Below are 17,065 nucleotides of genomic sequence, written 5' to 3'. Positions count from 1 at the left end.
TGCAGTGCGCAGTGCTTGTCGTATCAGGCGTCGATACGCTTGTACTTCATCCGATGCGGCGTGTCGTCACCGACGCGCTTCTTGTGGTCGGCTTCGTACTCGGTGTAGTTGCCGGCGAAGAACTCGACGTGGGACTCGCCTTCGAAGGCCAGGATATGGGTCGCGATGCGGTCCAGGAACCAGCGATCGTGGGAGATCACCATGGCGCAGCCGGGGAAGGCCAGCAGAGCCTCTTCCAGCGCACGCAGGGTCTCGATATCCAGGTCGTTGGACGGCTCGTCGAGCAGCAGCACGTTGGCGCCCTGCTTCAGGGTCTGGGCCAGCTGCAGGCGGCCGCGCTCACCACCGGAGAGGTCCCTGAGGAACTTCTGCTGGTCATTGCCCTTGAAGTTGAAACGCCCGACGTAGGCCCGTGAGGAGACCTCGTAGCCGTTGATGTTGAGGATGTCCTGTCCATCGGACACCGCTTCCCACACCGTCTGCTTGTCGTCGAGGGCGTCGCGCATCTGCTCGACGTAGGCGATGTCCACCGTCTCGCCGAGCACCACTTCGCCGGCGTCCGGCTTCTCGCTGCCCTGGATCAGCTTGAACAGGGTGGACTTGCCGGCACCGTTGCCGCCGACGATACCGACGATGGCACCCTGGGGGATGGTGAAGCTCAGGTCCTCGTAGAGCAGCTTGTCGTCGAAGCGCTTGGACACCCCGTGGAATTCGATGACCTTGTCGCCCAGACGCGGACCCGGCGGAATGTAGATCTCGTTGGTCTCGTTGCGCTTCTGGAAGTCGCCGGACTGCATCTCCTCGAAGCGGTTGAGGCGCGCCTTGCTCTTGGCCTGACGGCCCTTGGCGTTGGAGCGAACCCACTCGAGCTCGTGCTTGATCGCCTTCTGACGCGAGGCCTCGGCCTTGGCTTCCTGCTCCAGGCGCTTCTCCTTGGCTTCCAGCCACTGGGAGTAGTTGCCTTCGAAGGGGATGCCCTGGCCGCGGTCGAGCTCGAGGATCCAGCCGGCCACGTTGTCGAGGAAGTAGCGGTCGTGGGTGATGGCCACCACGGTACCGGAATAGTCGTGGAGGAAGCGCTCGAGCCAGGCCACGGACTCGGCGTCCAGGTGGTTGGTCGGCTCGTCCAGCAGCAGCATGTCCGGGTTGGACAGCAGCAGGCGGCACAGCGCCACGCGGCGACGTTCGCCACCGGACAGGTGGCCGACATTGGCCTCCCAGGGCGGCAGCCGCAGTGCCTCGGCGGCGACTTCCAGCTTGCGCTCCAGGTTATGGGCGTCGGCGGCCTCGATCAGGTTCTCGAGTTTGGCCTGTTCGGCGGCCAGCGCGTCGAAGTCGGCGTCCGGTTCGGCGTAGGCCGCATAGACGGCGTCCAGCTTGGCCTGGGCTTCCTTGATCTCGCCCAGTGCCTCCTCGACGGTCTCGCGCACGTTCTTGGTGTCGTCGAGCTCGGGCTCCTGGGGCAGATAGCCCACGTTGAGGCCCGGCATCGGCCGTGCCTCGCCTTCGATCTCGGTGTCCACGCCGGCCATGATCCGCAGAAGGGTGGACTTGCCGGCGCCGTTGAGACCGAGCACGCCGATCTTGGCCCCGGGGAAGAAGGACAGGGAGATGTCCTTGAGGATCTGCTTCTTGGGGGGCACGACCTTGCCCACCCGGTTCATGGTGTAGACGTATTGCGCCATGGGAACTCGCTAGTGTTGGGGAAACGATCACCACCGGCGCTGACGGACGCCCTGGGCGTCGACAGCATAGCCAGACGTGGACGATGCCGCGTTTCCACTGGGGTTCGCGGAAAAAAAGCTGGTCACAGATGATAGAGCCGGAGGCGCACAAACGCCAGCCGTGTGGCGAGATCGAGGGGCGCCCCACGCAAGGTGAGGGGATTCGCCAGGCGAGAGCGAATGGCGGGGGCGATGCACCGACCGCCCCGGGAAAGACAGGTGGCGCTGGGTGCTATTCCTCTTCTTCTTCCTCTTCCTCGTCATAGCCCCAGTCGTCATCGATGGCCTGGCGCAGGCGACGTTCCTCGAGCAGGGCTTCCACTCGTCGGCGGGCGCGCAGGGTGTCAGCACGGTTGGAAGGACGACTGCGGGAATAGTCCTCGTCGTTGACCGCCTCCTGATCAGAGAGGTCGAGGTAGGCATCATCGAGAAGGGAATCACGGCTCATGTGAAATCTCCCATGGCCAGAGCGCCGAAGCGCGTCTTGTCACACCATGCTTCCGACGGCGGGAAGCGCCAACAGAATCCGAGGACTCTGTTGGCTATATAAGCGGGAATCGAGAAAAGTGCAAGAGGGAGGCGTGGACTGGCTCAGGCGCTGTCGGCGCCGTCACGCAGGCGATCGATCTCGGCCAGGTTGGCCACACGTTCGCTGACGTCCTTCTGGACGCCGATAAAGTAGACCAGCTCGTCACTTTCGTCCAACACCGGGGTCAGTGACAGCTCGTTGTAGAACAGGGTGCCGTCCTTCCTGTAGTTGCGCAGAACTTCGCGGCAGGGGCGCAACTCCTTCAAGGCCTTGCGCACGACGTCGAGGGCCGGCTGGTCGGTATCGTCGTTCTGCAGAAAGCGGCAGTCGCGGTAGAGGATCTCGTCCGCGCTGTAGCCGGTCAGGCGCTCGAAGCCCTGATTCACGTAGATCAGGATATGCTCGTCGCCTTCCTTCTCGGCCACCACGATCCCGTCTTCCGAGGCGTTGACGATGCGTTCGAGCAGTTCCGGGGCGATCATGTTCGGTCGTGTCATGGGACGTCCTGTTGCGGGCTTGGCGTTACACCCTTGTTGCCTGGTAATCAGGGGCCGGGGATTCAGGGGCCAGGATGTGCACCAAACCGGTAGTCTCTCAAAGACGGTTTGTGCGCAACCTCGGGATGTAATGATGGCTCTAATCGGCAAAATTTGATGCTAAGCATGGCCAGGCGGCGAGATTAAATCAATGCTCGGCTAACCTCTTTTGCTGCCCTTGCGTCACTCTACCTCCGGCAGGCGCAGCGCGCTGAGGGCGGCCAGGGCGGCGGTGGCGGCCAGCACCAGCAACAGCGGGCCGGCGCCGAGCCATTGCGCCAGAGCACCGATCACGGCGCCGACGATCAGCATCAGCACGCCAGTGATGGTGTTGGACAGGGCCACATAGAGGGCACGATTGTCGGCGCCGGCCATGTCGACGATGTAGGTCTTGCGACCGAGGCGAATGCCCGAGTGGACGATGACCAGCAGCGCGTAGACCAGGGCGTAGGGCCAGACACTTGCGCTCATCGACTCGGGCAACCAGGCCAGCGATGCCCCCAGCAGGCAGCACAGGGTGGTACCGATGGCACCGTCGCGCATCACCGTTTTGCTGGAGGCATCCGAACGCTTGCCCCAGATGGGGCTGGCGACCATGCCGGCGACCCCGGATACCACGATCAGAAGTCCCAGTCCGCCAAGTTCGGTGCCGCCGTTGTCCTGGGCCATCAGCGCGACATAGGGCAACGCCAGGGCGCTGGACAGCAACAGGGCGCGGGTCAGATTGAAGTTACGAAAGGCGGCGTCGTCGCGCATCAGGGCGAGGCCGGTCTTGACCGAATCCCAGGCGTTGGCGCCGCCGTCGGTGGCGCCTTCCGCTTCTTCGATGGCGGCGGCGCATAGCGCATTGAGGGTCCATCCCAGCGCCGCCACGCCAAGCAGCACTGCCAGGGCGAGCTCGCCGGGGCGGTCGTCGAACAGCACCAGCACCGCACCGGCGGCCAGGGTCACGGCGCCCGCCACGCTGCCGCTCCAGCCCATCAGGGTCCCGCGACGTTGCTTGGAGATGGTCTTGCCGAGCACGTCCTTGGTGGCGATGGACGACAGCCCCCGGGCCAGCGACAGGGCGATCAGGGCCAGCAGTACCAGGCCGCCGCCAACACCGCCGGAACCGATCAGGGCAAGAACCGACAGCGCCGCGGCGGCCAGCGCCTGAAGCAATCCACCGACCACCCAGACGCCCTTGCGCCGGGGTTTCAGGCGGATAAATCCGGCCACGAACAGTTGGGGCAGCAGGGCGCCGGCCTCCCGAATCGGCACCAGCAGGCCGACCATCCAGGTCGGCGCGCCGATGGCGCCCAGTAGCCAGGGCAGGACCAGACGGGCGCTGGAGAGTTCGTCGGCGAGCTTGTTGCCGAGCGACGCCAGCAGATGCAGGAAGAAGTTGCGCGGCTGCTCATCGCAGGCGCTGTCCGGGATGTCCTTGCACAGGCGACTGTCCTCGTCGCCGGTGAGCCACTCGTAAAGTCGCGTCTGGGTTTCGCCACTGGCCATGGAGGCTGTCCTGACTGTTATGATCGAGGTTTGAGGGAATACGGTGTACACGCTGCCTTGCAGTGCGTCGCCGGTGTTTCCACCTACGTGCTGGAACAGGGAGGCTGAACGTGGCACGCATTCGGATTATCTACTGTACGCAATGTCAGTGGCTCTTGCGTAGTGGCTGGTATGCCCAGGAGCTGCTCTCGACCTTCGGCGAGGATCTCGAGGAGGTGACGCTGGTGCCTTCCCACGGCGGACATTTCGAGATCCGGCTGGATGACGAGACGCTGTGGGAGCGCAAGCGAGATGGCGGCTTTCCCGACGTCAAGACGCTCAAGCAACGGGTCCGCGACGGCATCGCTCCCGAGCGCGATCTGGGCCATCTGGACCGTTGAACAGCGCCGATGGTCATCCTGTGTTGACGGTCTGAACGTGGGCGCGATGGCGTCATCCTGATTGGCCGCGTCGCTGATTGGCGTGGCCATGGCCCGCTGCTCCTTACCCTCATCTTTACCCCAGGGAATGTCATGACAACTGATCGACAGGCCATGGCCTTCGGCCTTGGCGCCGTGGCGTTGTGGTCCACGGTGGCCACCGCCTTCAAGCTGGCGCTTGCCCATATGAGCCCGCTGGAGCTGATGTGGCTGGCGGCACTGGTGTCCTGGGCGCTGATGAGCGTGCTGATGCTGCGGCGCGGACAGCTGCATCAGGCACTTCGTCGCGGCTGGCGCACCGCTGTGTGGGCCGGGCTGATGAACCCGGTGGCGTACTACCTTGTGCTGTTTGCGGCCTATGACCGGTTGCCCGGACAGGAGGCCATGGCGCTCAACTACACCTGGGCGCTGGCCATGGCCCTGCTGGCGGTGCCGATCCTCAAGCAGCGGTTGACGCCGATGGACGTGGTGGCCGGCCTGGTGGCCTACGCCGGGGTCTGGGTCATCGCCACCCGCGGCCAGGTTTTTGACGTGGCCTTCGCCGATCCTCTGGGCGTCGCACTGGCGCTGGTGTCGACGCTGATCTGGGCGTTGTACTGGCTGTTCAATGCCCGCGACCGGCGTCCTCCGCTGGTCGCCCAGTGGCAGAACTTCAGCGTCGGGGTGCCGGTGCTGACGCTGCTGATGGTGCTGGGGCCAGGCTTTCAGTGGCACGGCAGTGCCGCCCTGGGCGCGGGCATCTATGTCGGACTGTTCGAGATGGGCGTCGCTTTTGTGCTATGGCAGGCGGCGATGCAGCGGGTGTCGCGCACCGCCAAGGTCTCCAACCTGATCTTTCTGTCACCGCCGGTGTCGCTGATGCTGCTCTACCTGGTGGTGGGCGAGCCGATACTCCCCTCGACCCTGATCGGACTGGTGCTGATCCTGCTGGGGCTTGGGCTGCAGCAGTGGCAGAAGGCGCCGGCTCACGTCGAGCCATCCTCCTCGTAGGGGCCCGCGGAGCGCCTCAGGAGGCGCTCGCTTGCTCGCTGCGTTCTTTGCTGTCTTTCTGGCTGGAGGGCTGGGTCGACACCGCCTCGGTCCCCGGCGTCTCGGTCTCGTCCAGCAGGGGCGCAAGGCTCGGCCAGACGTTGTCGAGCAGCCTCGGCTGGGCTTCGGCGGTGGGGTGGATGCCGTCGTCCTGCATCAGCTCCGGGTCCAGCGCCACGCCTTCGAGCAGGAAGGGCACCAGCGGCACCTCATGGGTGTCGGCCAGTTCTCGAAAGACCCCGGTGAAGGCCTGACGGTAGGCGTCGCCGTAATTCGGGGGAATATCGATACCCAGCAGCAGCACCTGGGCGCCGGCGGCCTGGCTCTTTTCGATCATGCCTTCGAGGTTTGCCGACATCTGGCTCGGCGGAAGGCCCCTGAGTCCATCATTGCCGCCCAGCTCCAGCAGAACGATGTCCGGGTCGTGCTGTCGGAGGAGTTCAGGGAGACGGGTGGCGCCCCCGCCGGTGGTTTCGCCGCTGATGCTGGCATTGACCACCTCGGCGCGGTGCGCCACTCGCTCGGCCAGCAACGCCACCCAGCCGGCGTCCCGTTCGATGCCGTAAGCGGCGCTCAAGCTGTCGCCCACCACCAGCAAGGTCGGCGGGGCTGTGTCAGACTGGGCCCAGACCGACCCCGGCACAAGGGCGGTCAAGACGCAGGCCATCATCAGCGTCTTCAGCATCCGCCTGGCGGGCGTTGCCCGGCGATCCTGCGCTCGTCTTCCTGACGTCGTGGCATCAGCAGCGCCGAAACGCGAGGCTCCAGAAAAAAACCGCCGTGCCGCCCCAAACGTCCAAGTCCCAGGGAATGCCATCACCATGTCGCTGTCTCCTTCCGAGAATACCGTCCCGACCACCGTGCTGCGCGCGCGAGGCCTGTCCAAGCGGGTCGCCAGCGGAATGCGGGAACTGACCATCCTGCGCGAGCTTGAGCTCGACGTACAGTCCGGCGAGAGCGTCGCCATCCTCGGCCAGAGCGGTGCCGGCAAGTCGACCCTGCTGGCGCTGCTGGCCGGTCTCGATACGCCGAGTGCCGGCGAGCTTGCGATGTTCGGTACATCGCTTGCCGAGCTCGACGAGGACGGTCGCGCGGCGCTGAGAAACACCCGAGTGGGCTTCGTGTTTCAGAACTTCCAGTTGCTGCCGACCCTGACGGCGCTGGAAAACGTGCTGCTGCCGACCGAGCTGTCGACCCTTGCCAACCGTGAGGCCCGTGCCACCGACTGGCTCGGTCGAGTGGGGTTGGGCGAACGCCTGGATCACCTGCCCAAGCAGCTGTCCGGCGGCGAACAGCAACGGGTGGCGCTGGCGCGGGCCTTTGTCACCGGCCCCGAGCTGGTGTTTGCCGATGAACCGACCGGCAATCTCGACCCGGACACCGGGGAGCGCATCATTCAGACCCTGTTCGAGCTCAACCGTTCCGAGGGCACCACCCTGGTGCTGGTTACCCACGACCACGCTCTGGCGAGGCGCTGCGATCGGTGTCTGCGCCTGGCCGACGGCCAGCTCACCGAAGTTACCTCGGAGCTTCCAGCCGAGGCGCCAGACGCCCAGCGGGAGGCCTCGGCATGAGTGAGCGAAGCTCCACGGCGAAGGGCCAATTGGGACGTCAGCTGGTGATGGCGGCGCGCTCTCTGCGGCGCGATCTTCGTGCGGGTGATGTACGCGCCTTGCTGGTGGCGCTGACCCTGGCGGTGGCCGCCTCGACCATGATGGGGTTCTTTCTCGACCGGCTGGAACGTGGCCTGACCCGTCAGGCCAGTCAGATGATGGGCGGCGATGTGGTACTGGAGCAGTCCGATCCCTTCGCTCAGGAGATCCGGGAGCGTCTGGAAGGCGCCGGCATGCGCCTGAGCGACCAGGTCGATCTGGTCTCCATGGCCAGTCGCGATGGCGCCTTTCAGCCGGTCAGCATCAAGGCTGTGGATGACGACTATCCACTCTACGGCGTGTCCCGGGTCGACCAGGGCGCCGGTGTCGAGGAGCTCGCCAGTGGCCCTGCGCCAGGCGAGGTGTGGCTGGCGCCGAGGCTCGAGACGCTGCTGGACATCGAACTCGGCGACAGTCTGACGCTGGGCAGGGGCGAGTTCCAGGTGACCGGCTGGATCGAGCGGGAGGCCGACCAGTCTGCCGGCTTCGGCAGCTTCAACCCGCGGGTGATGATGCACGTCGACGACGTCGAGGCGACCGGGCTGATCCAGCCCGGTTCGCGCATCGAGTTCGAGATCCTTGCCGCCGGCTCGCCCCAGGCGGTGGAGACGCTGTCGCCCTGGCTCGCCCGCCTGCGCGCCGACGGCGTCGAGGTACGTGACGTGCGCGAGGACCGGCCGCGGCTGGGCTCGGCGCTGGAGCGAGCCGAGACCTACCTGAGCCTGGCCGGTCTAGCCGCCGTGCTGCTGGCCGGGGTGGCGGTGGCCATGGCGACGCGGCGCTACGTCGATCGCCATCTGGATACCGCCGCGCTACTGCGCTGCTTCGGCGCTTCCCAGCGGGACCTGGCGCGTATCTTCACCTTCCAGCTGGCCGGTCTGGCGCTGGTGGCCTCGCTGATCGGCGCGCTTCTGGGGCTGGCGGGACAGGCGTTGCTGCTGGGCTTGATGCAGCGTTTTTTACCGCTGGAGCTGCCGCCTCCCGGAGCCTTGCCGTTGTGGCTGGGTGTGCTGACGGCACTGGCCGTGCTGGCCGGCTTTGCAGGGCCGACCCTGCTGCGCTTGAAGCGGGTTAGCGCACTCAAGGTACTGCGCCGGGAGCTGGACCCCTTGCCCGCCTCCGGCTGGTCGCTGCTGCTGGCGGCGGCGCTGGCCTTCGGTGCTCTGCTTTGGCTGTACTCCGGCAGCCTGGGGCTGGCCGCGGGGCTCTTGGCCGGCGGCATGGTGGCACTGGGCGTACTGTGGGGCCTGGCGGGCTTGATCCTCGATGGACTGTTGCGTCTGGCCGCGCGGCTCGACGGTGGTGATCCCGCTGGTCTGCGCGGGTCGTTGCGTCTGGGCGCTCGGCAGTTGGCGCGCCGTCGCAACGCCAGCCTGGGGCAGATGCTGGCGTTCGCGGTGACCTTCTTCGCCATGACCATGATCGCCTTGGTGCGGGGCGATCTGTTGACCACCTGGCAGGCGCAGTTACCCGAGGACACACCCAATCACTTCGCGATCAATATCCAGCCCGGCGAGCGCGACGACTTCGAGCAGCGGCTCGAGGCCATCGCCGAGGCCAGCAGTGATCTCTACCCCATGGTCCGCGGGCGTATCACCGCGATCAACGGCCAGCCGCCGAGGCAGGCCGTGCCCCCCGAGGCGAGAGGAGAAAACGCCCTGCGCCGGGAGCTCAACCTGACCTGGCGGGAGGATCTGCCGAGCGGTAATCGTCTGGTGGCCGGCGAATGGTTTGCCTCGCGCGCCGAGGCCGGCGGCTGGCTCGACGAGGTGGATGCCCAGCCGTCCTCGGCGCCCGCAGGCGATGACGTCGCCGAGACGGCGCCGATCTCCATGGAACGAGAACTGGCAGAACGTCTGGGGCTGGCGCTGGGGGATCGTTTAAGTTTCACCATCGGCGCCGACACCCTGGTCGGTGAGATCACCAGTCTCCGCGACCTCGATTGGGACAGCTTCAAGCCCAACTTTTACGTGATCTTCCCGCCTGGTGTGCTGGAACGCTACGGCCATAGCTACATCACCGCCTTCTATCTGGAGCAGCAGCAGAAGCGCGAACTGGGGAGCCTGGTCCAGGCCTTTCCGGGGGTGACGCTGCTCGACGTGGATGCCCTGCTGGGGCAGGTCCGTGAGGTGTTGGGGCACGTGACCCGGGCGGTGGAAGTGGTGCTGGCCTTCGTGCTGCTGGCCGGGGTCAGTGTGCTCTACGCCGCGTTGATCGCCAGTCAGCCGGTACGTGCCCACGAAAGCGGCTTGTTGCGCGTCTTTGGCGCAGGTTCGCGTCTGCTCGCGCGGGTGCAGTGGGCTGAATTTGCCGTTCTGGGACTGGCCAGCGGCCTGATGGCGGCGCTGCTGGCGGAGGTCGCCACGGCCGCGTTATATCTGCTGTGGCTGGATCTGCCGCCGCGGGTGCATCCCTGGGTCTGGCTGCTGGTCCCGACGCTCGGCGCTGTGGTACTGGGTCTGGTAGGGCATCTGTTGTCCCGGGGCATTCGGCGACAGGCGCCGGCGGCGAGCCTGGGGCTGCTGGGCGAGGCCTGAAAGGCGAATCATCATGAAAGGGCGACGCGTCTCACGAAACGCGAAGCGCCTCATGCAAAGCGATGCGCCTTATGCAAAGCGAAGCGCCTTATGAACAGGGAAGTGCGTCATGAAGGAGCGACGATGACCAGGACCAAGGTGGCAAAGGGAAAGAAGCGGGGCTCAACCAGCAACGCCTCTCGCAAGAACGCCTCCGGCAAGACCATGTCCGCCGAGGAGTGTCAGCGGTTTCGGCTGCTGTCGGCCCAGCTTGAATTGGCCCAGCGAGCGGATCGGGCAGTGGTAGTGCTGGTGGCCGGCCACGCCGCCACCGGCAAGGGCGAGCTGATCAACCTGCTCAACCACTGGCTGGAGAACCGGTTGACCGAGGTGCATGCCCTGGTGCCCGGCGACGAGGAGCGCCGACGACCTTACTGGTGGCGATTCTGGCGGCGTCTTCCAGGGCGTGGCCGGCTCGGGGTGTTCGTCCATGGCTGGGTCGGCGATGCGGTGCTGGCGCGGGCCTCCCGCGCCTTGGGCGAGGGCGCCTACAATGACCGCATCGAACAGATGCGTCAGTTCGAGGCGGAGCTTGCCGCCGACGGAGTTCGCCTGGTCAAGTTGTGGCTGCAGATCGATGCAGACACCCAGCGACAACGACTCGAGGCCTGGGCCGCCGACCCGGCCAGTCGCTGGCAGGTCACCGACGAAAAGTGGCGCCGCCATGCCCAGCATGGCCTGCTCGATGAGCTTGCCCGCGACCTGCGTGCGCGCACCCACTGTCGCCACAGTCCCTGGATCGAGCTCGACGCGAGCCCCGGCAACGACCTGCTGCCCCAGGTGGCCGAAGTCCTCGAGAAGGTCATGGCAAGCCCTGTCCCTGCCCTCGAGCGTCCCGAGACTCCCCCACTGAATGCCATCGCTCCCCCCCGGCTCGATGCCCTCGAGCATGACGACCCGCCCCCACGACTCAAGAAGCGCGACTACAGCGAGCGCCTGGCCGACGCCCAGGCCAGGCTGGCCCAGCTGGCGCGCAGTGCCGCGCGCCAGGGAGTGCCGTTGGTGGTGGTGTTCGAGGGCCATGACGCTGCCGGCAAGGGCGGCGGCATCCATCGCCTGACCTCGGCGATGGATGCACGTCAGTACCGTGTGCATCAGATCGCTGCGCCCACCGAGGAGGAGCGCCTGCACCCGTGGCAGTGGCGCTTCTGGCATCGCCTGCCGCGCGATGGCCGGGTGGCGATCTTCGACCGCTCCTGGTATGGCCGGGTGCTGGTAGAACGGGTCGAAGGCCTCGCCGATGAGCGGGACTGGCGACGCGGCTTTGAAGAGATTCGCCAGTTCGAGGCGCGCCTGCTCGAGCACGGCACCGTGCTGGTCAAGCTGTTCCTGGCCATCGACAAGGACGAGCAGCTCGAGCGTTTCGAAGCCCGGGCCGAGACTCCTCACAAGCGGCACAAGCTCACCGACGAGGATTGGCGCAACCGCGAGCGCTGGGACGACTACCAGCAGGCCATCGACGAGATGTTCGCGGAAACTCATGCCCCTGGCGGCGAGTGGGTGCTGATCGACGCCAACGACAAGCGTCGGGCGCGCCTGGCGGTGATCGAGGAGGTGAGTCGGCGGTTGTCGGCGCGCCTGCCGCTGGATTGAGTGAACGATGTCCTGTTAACACTGCTGAAGGCCTGTCGACGGATTCGTTCAGGCGCTACAGTGAAGGCTGACACAACAGCCGTATCGGCAAAGATCGTTGGTGTTTGCCAGGTTCTATTTTCACACCGGAGGTGAAAGTTCATGAAGTGCCGTCTGTCTTCCCGCCACGCCGTCCCTTTCGTGGCGCTGCTTTCTCTGGGGGCGAGCGTCGCCCAGGCCGACGCCGAACGTCTCGAGGCCGACCTGCGTGCGGCCCTGGAGCGTGAAGGTACCCTCGAGATCGGCGAGGTATCCGATGAGCTGCTTGGCAGCACCACCAGTGCCGAGAACCTGACCCTGACCGGCGACAACGGCGAACGCCTGACCATCGCGCGCTACCTGGTCGAGGGCGACTACGACGCGCCGGAAGAAGTGGTGCTCGAGGACATCGAGCTGGTCGACCGGGGCGCCAGCATGTTGCTCGAGCGGCTGGTGTTCGAGGAGCCCGGCCAGCCTGTGCTCGATCTGCGTGATCTGCCCTGGGATGAAGACAACCCGCTGGCCGGGATTAGCCTGGAAGGACTGGTGATGGATCAGCGCCAGGGCAAGGTGGGGGCTGACCTTCCCTGGGGCGACTATCCCGGACGCATCGAGATCCAGAGCCTGGGCGCCAGCGACGTCAGCGCCGATGCCATCGGCAGCCTGACGCTGACCGGGATGAGCGGCTCCAGCGACAACTTCGAGGAGCTCGGGGCCGGAACCTTCTCGCTGCCGTCACTCAGTCTGACCGGCCTCAAGGGGCTTGCGAGCGACGCGCCCACGGTGGACGCCCTCGAGCTCGAGGACCTCGAGATCGCCACCGATCGCCTGGTGGCAAGCCTTGAGCATCTGGTGGCCGACGGCGACATGAACGACGGCGAGTACAGCGGGCGCATGGACAACCTGACGGTGGATCTGGCCAGGATGATCGAGCTGGCGCCGGTGGACGAGCGCACCCAGCTACGCCTGGTCAGCAACGTGCTGACCGATGGCTCCGGACAGCTCACCCTGGACGCCGACATGGACGGTACCTGGGAGGCCAGCGGTGCCAATGGCCAGGTGGCCAGCCGTTTCGAGATGACCGCAGCCGATGCCTTCCGCCTCGGCTTCGACAGTGACCTGCCGGTAAACCTGCCCAAGGGCCAGGACCCTGCGGCCTACTTTGCCGGCCTCGAGGACTGGACCGAGCTGGACACCCAGGGCGGCGACGTCTCGCTCAGTCTCAGCGATCTGGGCGTGTTCGGGCGTATCGCACCGGTGGTGGCAGCGACCCAGGGGGTGTCCGAAGACGCCCTGCTCGAACAGCTCAGGACCCAGTCCGAAGGCTTCGGCATCATGATGGGACCGCAGATCGGCGCGGTGCTCACGGGGCTGGTGCAGATGATGGCCGGCGAGGCCAGCGAGATGTCGATCGACCTCAGCCTGCCACCCAGCCGACAGCTCCAGAAGCTGGCCCAGGACCCGCTGGGGCTGCCCCAGGCTCTGTCCATGGAAGTCACGATGGACTAGGGCTTGGCCGAAGGGTCGTGGCGCTCGCCGGCGTTTCGGGCTGAGCCTGGAAAAGAGCGCCCGGTGGGCCACGCTTCAGTCTGACTGAAGCCAAGATGAGAAATCATGCAGCAGCCCATGACGGTCTTTCATGTGAAAGCGGTCATGGGCTGCGCTATGATGGCGGCCCGCTTTTCGCGATTGCCCCTTGAATCCCCCGCTGCGAGGTTATGCCGCCGATGTTCAGCCGTGATATGCAGATTGCCGGTTTCGATGATGCCCTGTTCGATGCGATGCAGAAGGAAGTCGCCCGTCAGGAGGCTCACATCGAGCTGATTGCCTCCGAAAACTACGCCAGCCCCCGGGTGATGGAAGCCCAGGGTAGCCAGCTGACCAACAAGTACGCGGAAGGCTATCCCGGCAAGCGTTACTACGGTGGCTGCGAGTACGTCGACGTGGTCGAGCAGCTGGCCATCGATTATGCCAAGGAGCTGTTTGGCGCGAGCTACGCCAACGTCCAGCCGCACTCCGGCTCCCAGGCCAACGGCGCGGTCTTCCAGGCCCTGGTCAAGCCCGGTGACACCGTGCTGGGCATGAGCCTCGACGCCGGCGGTCACCTGACCCACGGCGCCCGCCCGAACTTCTCCGGCAAGCACTACAATGCCGTGCAGTACGGCATCGACGAGTCCGGCCGCATCGACTACGACGAGGTGGCCCGCCTGGCCCGCGAGCACCAGCCGAAGATGATCATCGCCGGTTTCTCCGCCTACTCCCAGGTCATCGACTGGGCACGCTTCCGCGAGATCGCCGACGAGGTGGGTGCCTTCCTGCTGGTGGACATGGCCCACGTGGCCGGCCTGGTTGCCGCCGGTGTCTACCCGAATCCGCTGCCCCACGCCCATGTGGTCACCACCACCACCCATAAGACCCTGCGCGGTCCCCGTGGTGGCCTGATCCTGTCCGCCGAGAACGACGCCGACATCGAGAAGAAGCTGCAGTCTGCGGTCTTCCCCGGTGGCCAGGGCGGCCCGCTCGAGCACGTCATCGCGGCCAAGGCGATCTGCTTCAAGGAGGCCATGGCGCCCGAGTTCAAGACCTACCAGCAGCAGGTGGTCAAGAACGCCCAGACCATGGCCAAGGTATTTATCGAGCGTGGCTACGACGTGGTCTCCGGCGGCACCGAGGATCACCTCTTCCTGCTGTCGCTGATCAAGCAGGGCCTGACCGGCAAGGACGCGGACGCGGCCCTGGGTCGTGCCCACATCACCGTCAACAAGAACGCCGTGCCCGGTGATCCGCAGAGCCCCTTCGTGACCTCTGGCCTGCGTATCGGCACCCCGGCGGTCACCACCCGTGGTTTCGGCGAGAGCGAGTGCGGTGATCTGGCTGGCTGGATCTGCGACATCCTCGACGTCATGGCCAAGGGCGAGTCCACCGAGGCCATCGAGGCCGAGGTCAAGGCCAAGGTGGAAGAAGTCTGCACCCGTCTGCCGGTCTATGGCTGAGGGCCCGGCTGAGTGCCCGGCGGGGTGACCCGCCGCTCAGGCCACCAAAGACACCCCCGAGAGCCCCGCTCTCGGGGGTGTCGTCGTTCTGGGGCTGTGTGCTTGCAGCCGGGCGTCGGTGGTCGATGCACCATTGTGGTGCCTTATCCTGCACCGGGCACGGCCGCGCCCGCCCCGGACCTGACGGGGCCTCGTTGCGCTGACGTCTACCTTCCCGTCATCTGCTTGTTTTCCCGTTGCTCTTGTCAGCGCTGGCGCAGCCCTTGCTTTGTATCTCGGTGAACCCTTTTGATGCGAAGGTCCCACCATGCACGCCAGCACGACCCCCCGAATCGGTGCCTTCGACGGGCCCAGGCTGCTGTTCACCGACCTGGATGGCTCGCTGCTCGACCACCATGACTACGGCTGGAAGCCCGCCGAGCCCTGGCTCGATGCCCTGCGTGAGGCCGGCGTCGCGGTGATCCCGGTGACCAGCAAGACCCGCAGTGAACTGCTCGGCCTGCGCCAGCAGCTCGGCCTCGCCGATCGCCCCTTTATCGCCGAGAACGGCGCGGTGATCGCGCTGCCCCCCAGCTGGTGTCACGCCCGACGTGAGGGACAGCCGGGCCCGGATGGCCTGGTGATCCGCACCCTCGGGGTGGATATCGGACTGATTCGTCGGCGGGTGGCGATCTGGCGTGAGCGGCTGTCCGCGCGCTTTCTGACCATGAGCGAGATGGCGCTGGAAGACGTGGTGGCCTTCACCGGTCTGGATGAACAGGAAGCACGCCTGGCACGCCTGCGCGAGGGCAGCGAGCCGCTGTTGTGGGAAGACGACGAAGCGCTGCTGCAGCGCTTTCGCGAAGGCCTGGCCAGTGACGGCCTGCGCATGACGAGGGGCGGGCGCTTCTGGCACGTGCTCGGCGACACCGACAAGGGCCAGGCGGTGCAATGGCTGTGCGCCCGCTTCGAGGCGCTCAAGGGCCGACGCCCCGAGACCCTGTCGCTGGGCGATGGCCCCAACGACGTTGCCATGCTCGAGGCCACCGATGCGGCGGTGGTGATTCGTTCCCGCCATGGCCTCGACGTGTCCCCGTGCCAGCCGCGCTTGTATCGCAGCGAGGCGCTGGGCCCCAGGGGCTGGGCCGAGGGGGTTGCGCACTTCTGGGGGGAGCAGGACGCGGCGGAGCCTTCCAGCAGCACCGATGCCGGCGGCGCCGACGACAAGGATCATCACAAGCTGGGCGAGGAGGGTGAGGCATGAGCGATTTCCACCAGAACGGCATCATCACCGACTTTCACAACCTGACTCGGCGCAAGGTCGAAGACCTGGAGGCGGATCTGGAGCGCTTCGGCCGCCAGCGCCCGCTCGGGCTGATCCTGCCGTCATTGTACTCGGAGCTGGAAGGCCCGGCGCTGGACGCCATCGTCGAATCCCTCGCCCAGGCGAGCTATCTGTCGGAGATCGTGATCGGCCTCGATCGTGCCGACCGAGACCAGTTTCTGCGGGCACGCGAGTTCTTTTCGCGCCTGCCCCAGCACCATCGCATCCTGTGGAATGACGGCCCGCGCCTGAGCGCGCTGGACGCGCAGCTGGCCGAGGAAGGCCTGGCGCCACAGCAGCCGGGCAAGGGCCGCAATGTGTGGTTCTGTGCGGGCTATGTGCAGGCATCCGGGCGCACCGCCGCGGTGGGGCTGCATGACTGCGATATCCTGACCTACGACCGCGGCCTGCTGGCACGGCTGATGTATCCGGTGGCCCACCCACGCTTCAACTACGCCTTCTGCAAGGGCTACTACCCGCGTATCGCCGAGGGCAAGCTCAACGGCCGGGTCTCCCGGCTGATGGTGACCCCGCTGCTGCGGGCGCTAAAGATCATGCACGGGCCCTTGCCTTACCTGGACTACCTGGACAGCTATCGCTACCCGCTGTCGGGGGAGTTCTCGATGCGTACCGAGGTGCTGGACAACATCCGTATCCCCGCCGACTGGGGGCTGGAGATCGGGGTGCTGTCCGAGGTCCACCGCGACCACTCCACCAATCGGCTGTGTCAGGTGGATATCGCCGACGTCTACGACCACAAGCATCAACCGGTGTCCGCCGATGACGCGGCCACCGGGCTCAACCGCATGAGCCTGGATATTGCCAAGGCGCTCTATCGCAAGCTGGCCACCCAGGGTGTGGGTTTCTCGTCGGAAGGCTTTCGTACCCTCAAGGCCACCTACTATCGCCTGGCCCTCGACCTGATCGAGGCTTACGACCACGACGCCACCATGAACGGGTTGAGCCTGGACCGTCATGCTGAGGAGCAGGCGGTGGAGCTGTTTGCCGCCAATCTGATCGAGGCCGGTAACGCCTTTCTCGACAACCCCAGGGAGAAGCCCTTTATCCCCAGCTGGAACCGCGTGCGTGCGGCCTTGCCGGACCTGCCCGAACAGCTATATAGCGCGGTGGAGGCAGATAACGCGGGGGACGTCTAAGGGCCTGCAGCGTGCTGGCACCAGGCCCTGGTGCCAGCGCCT

14 protein-coding genes are annotated in these 17,065 nt (G+C 66.1%); 9 read left to right on the top strand and 5 right to left on the bottom strand.

All coding sequences use genetic code 11. From position 1 onward, the window contains the following. Positions 1-23: 23 nt before the first annotated feature. The 4 genes from ettA to KUW00_RS02365 form a co-directional block, all read right to left on the bottom strand. Positions 24-1,685 carry an energy-dependent translational throttle protein EttA gene (gene ettA / locus KUW00_RS02380; RefSeq protein ID WP_045991039.1) on the bottom strand — a complete coding sequence of 554 codons (1,662 nt, stop codon included), beginning with the start codon at positions 1,683-1,685 and terminating at the stop codon, positions 24-26. 271 nt (positions 1,686-1,956) lie between these two features. Further along, complete coding sequence (locus tag KUW00_RS02375) at positions 1,957-2,172, bottom strand: PA3496 family putative envelope integrity protein (RefSeq protein ID WP_108131385.1); 216 nt, start codon at positions 2,170-2,172, stop codon at positions 1,957-1,959. 143 nt (positions 2,173-2,315) lie between these two features. Next, positions 2,316-2,750, bottom strand: coding sequence for a PAS sensor domain-containing protein (locus KUW00_RS02370; RefSeq protein WP_045991041.1), 435 nt, complete (start codon positions 2,748-2,750; stop codon positions 2,316-2,318). Positions 2,751-2,972: 222 nt separating this feature from the next. Continuing rightward, positions 2,973-4,283: an MFS transporter gene (locus KUW00_RS02365; RefSeq protein WP_222568159.1), complete on the bottom strand. Its 1,311-nt coding sequence runs from the start codon at positions 4,281-4,283 to the stop codon at positions 2,973-2,975. Between the two features lie 110 nt (positions 4,284-4,393). Here KUW00_RS02365 and KUW00_RS02360 point away from each other — a divergent pair, with 110 nt between their 5' ends. Beyond that, on the top strand, positions 4,394-4,663 hold the full coding sequence (locus tag KUW00_RS02360) for a SelT/SelW/SelH family protein (RefSeq protein WP_045991043.1): 270 nt from the start codon (positions 4,394-4,396) through the stop codon (positions 4,661-4,663). A 132-nt stretch (positions 4,664-4,795) separates the two neighbouring features. Further along, positions 4,796-5,692 carry a DMT family transporter gene (locus tag KUW00_RS02355; protein ID WP_045991044.1) on the top strand — a complete coding sequence of 299 codons (897 nt, stop codon included), beginning with the start codon at positions 4,796-4,798 and terminating at the stop codon, positions 5,690-5,692. A gap of 16 nt (positions 5,693-5,708) precedes the next feature. Here KUW00_RS02355 and KUW00_RS02350 read toward each other — a convergent pair whose 3' ends face one another. Continuing rightward, complete coding sequence (locus tag KUW00_RS02350) at positions 5,709-6,416, bottom strand: arylesterase (protein ID WP_222568158.1); 708 nt, start codon at positions 6,414-6,416, stop codon at positions 5,709-5,711. Between the two features lie 136 nt (positions 6,417-6,552). Between KUW00_RS02350 and KUW00_RS02345 the strand changes: the two genes are divergently transcribed. The 7 genes from KUW00_RS02345 to KUW00_RS02315 all read left to right on the top strand — a co-directional run bounded on the left by KUW00_RS02345 (position 6,553) and on the right by KUW00_RS02315 (position 17,023). Then, on the top strand, positions 6,553-7,305 hold the full coding sequence (locus KUW00_RS02345) for an ABC transporter ATP-binding protein (protein ID WP_222568157.1): 753 nt from the start codon (positions 6,553-6,555) through the stop codon (positions 7,303-7,305). Then, complete coding sequence (locus KUW00_RS02340; RefSeq protein ID WP_253555486.1) at positions 7,302-9,920, top strand: ABC transporter permease; 2,619 nt, start codon at positions 7,302-7,304, stop codon at positions 9,918-9,920. Before KUW00_RS02345 ends, KUW00_RS02340 begins: the two co-directional genes overlap by 4 nt. Positions 9,921-10,043: 123 nt before the next feature. Then, the gene (locus KUW00_RS02335) at positions 10,044-11,552 is read left to right on the top strand and encodes a hypothetical protein (protein WP_052704200.1); all 1,509 of its coding nucleotides are present in this window, start codon (positions 10,044-10,046) and stop codon (positions 11,550-11,552) included. Positions 11,553-11,693: 141 nt separating this feature from the next. Then, the gene (locus KUW00_RS02330; protein WP_045991046.1) at positions 11,694-13,079 is read left to right on the top strand and encodes a hypothetical protein; all 1,386 of its coding nucleotides are present in this window, start codon (positions 11,694-11,696) and stop codon (positions 13,077-13,079) included. A 218-nt stretch (positions 13,080-13,297) separates the two neighbouring features. Then, complete coding sequence (gene glyA, locus KUW00_RS02325) at positions 13,298-14,563, top strand: serine hydroxymethyltransferase (protein WP_222568156.1); 1,266 nt, start codon at positions 13,298-13,300, stop codon at positions 14,561-14,563. A 307-nt stretch (positions 14,564-14,870) separates the two neighbouring features. Next, positions 14,871-15,806 (top strand): HAD-IIB family hydrolase, encoded by a 936-nt coding sequence (locus KUW00_RS02320; RefSeq protein ID WP_222568155.1) that lies wholly within the window; start codon positions 14,871-14,873, stop codon positions 15,804-15,806. After that, positions 15,803-17,023 carry a glycosyl transferase gene (locus KUW00_RS02315; protein ID WP_045991048.1) on the top strand — a complete coding sequence of 407 codons (1,221 nt, stop codon included), beginning with the start codon at positions 15,803-15,805 and terminating at the stop codon, positions 17,021-17,023. The genes KUW00_RS02320 and KUW00_RS02315 overlap by 4 nt, the downstream gene beginning before the upstream one ends. The last annotated feature ends 42 nt before the right edge of the window (positions 17,024-17,065 follow it).

It is taken from the genome of Halomonas sp. DP5N14-9, assembly GCF_019802175.1.
Classification (GTDB): Bacteria; Pseudomonadota; Gammaproteobacteria; order Pseudomonadales; family Halomonadaceae; genus Halomonas; species Halomonas litopenaei.
The sequence above is the reverse complement of the archived record's forward strand: the minus strand, read 5'-3'. Positions and strand labels throughout refer to the sequence as shown.

Excerpts from the sequence above, each read along its gene's own strand:
- ettA (WP_045991039.1), bottom strand. The coding sequence starts at position 1,685 with ATGGCGCAATACGTCTACACCATGAACCGGGTGGGCAAGGTCGTGCCC.
- KUW00_RS02375 (WP_108131385.1), bottom strand. The coding sequence starts at position 2,172 with ATGAGCCGTGATTCCCTTCTCGATGATGCCTACCTCGACCTCTCTGAT.
- KUW00_RS02370 (WP_045991041.1), bottom strand. The coding sequence starts at position 2,750 with ATGACACGACCGAACATGATCGCCCCGGAACTGCTCGAACGCATCGTC.
- KUW00_RS02365 (WP_222568159.1), bottom strand. The coding sequence starts at position 4,283 with ATGGCCAGTGGCGAAACCCAGACGCGACTTTACGAGTGGCTCACCGGC.
- KUW00_RS02355 (WP_045991044.1), top strand. The coding sequence starts at position 4,796 with ATGACAACTGATCGACAGGCCATGGCCTTCGGCCTTGGCGCCGTGGCG.
- KUW00_RS02350 (WP_222568158.1), bottom strand. The coding sequence starts at position 6,416 with ATGCTGAAGACGCTGATGATGGCCTGCGTCTTGACCGCCCTTGTGCCG.
- KUW00_RS02345 (WP_222568157.1), top strand. The coding sequence starts at position 6,553 with ATGTCGCTGTCTCCTTCCGAGAATACCGTCCCGACCACCGTGCTGCGC.
- KUW00_RS02340 (WP_253555486.1), top strand. The coding sequence starts at position 7,302 with ATGAGTGAGCGAAGCTCCACGGCGAAGGGCCAATTGGGACGTCAGCTG.
- KUW00_RS02335 (WP_052704200.1), top strand. The coding sequence starts at position 10,044 with ATGACCAGGACCAAGGTGGCAAAGGGAAAGAAGCGGGGCTCAACCAGC.
- KUW00_RS02330 (WP_045991046.1), top strand. The coding sequence starts at position 11,694 with ATGAAGTGCCGTCTGTCTTCCCGCCACGCCGTCCCTTTCGTGGCGCTG.
- glyA (WP_222568156.1), top strand. The coding sequence starts at position 13,298 with ATGTTCAGCCGTGATATGCAGATTGCCGGTTTCGATGATGCCCTGTTC.
- KUW00_RS02320 (WP_222568155.1), top strand. The coding sequence starts at position 14,871 with ATGCACGCCAGCACGACCCCCCGAATCGGTGCCTTCGACGGGCCCAGG.
- KUW00_RS02315 (WP_045991048.1), top strand. The coding sequence starts at position 15,803 with ATGAGCGATTTCCACCAGAACGGCATCATCACCGACTTTCACAACCTG.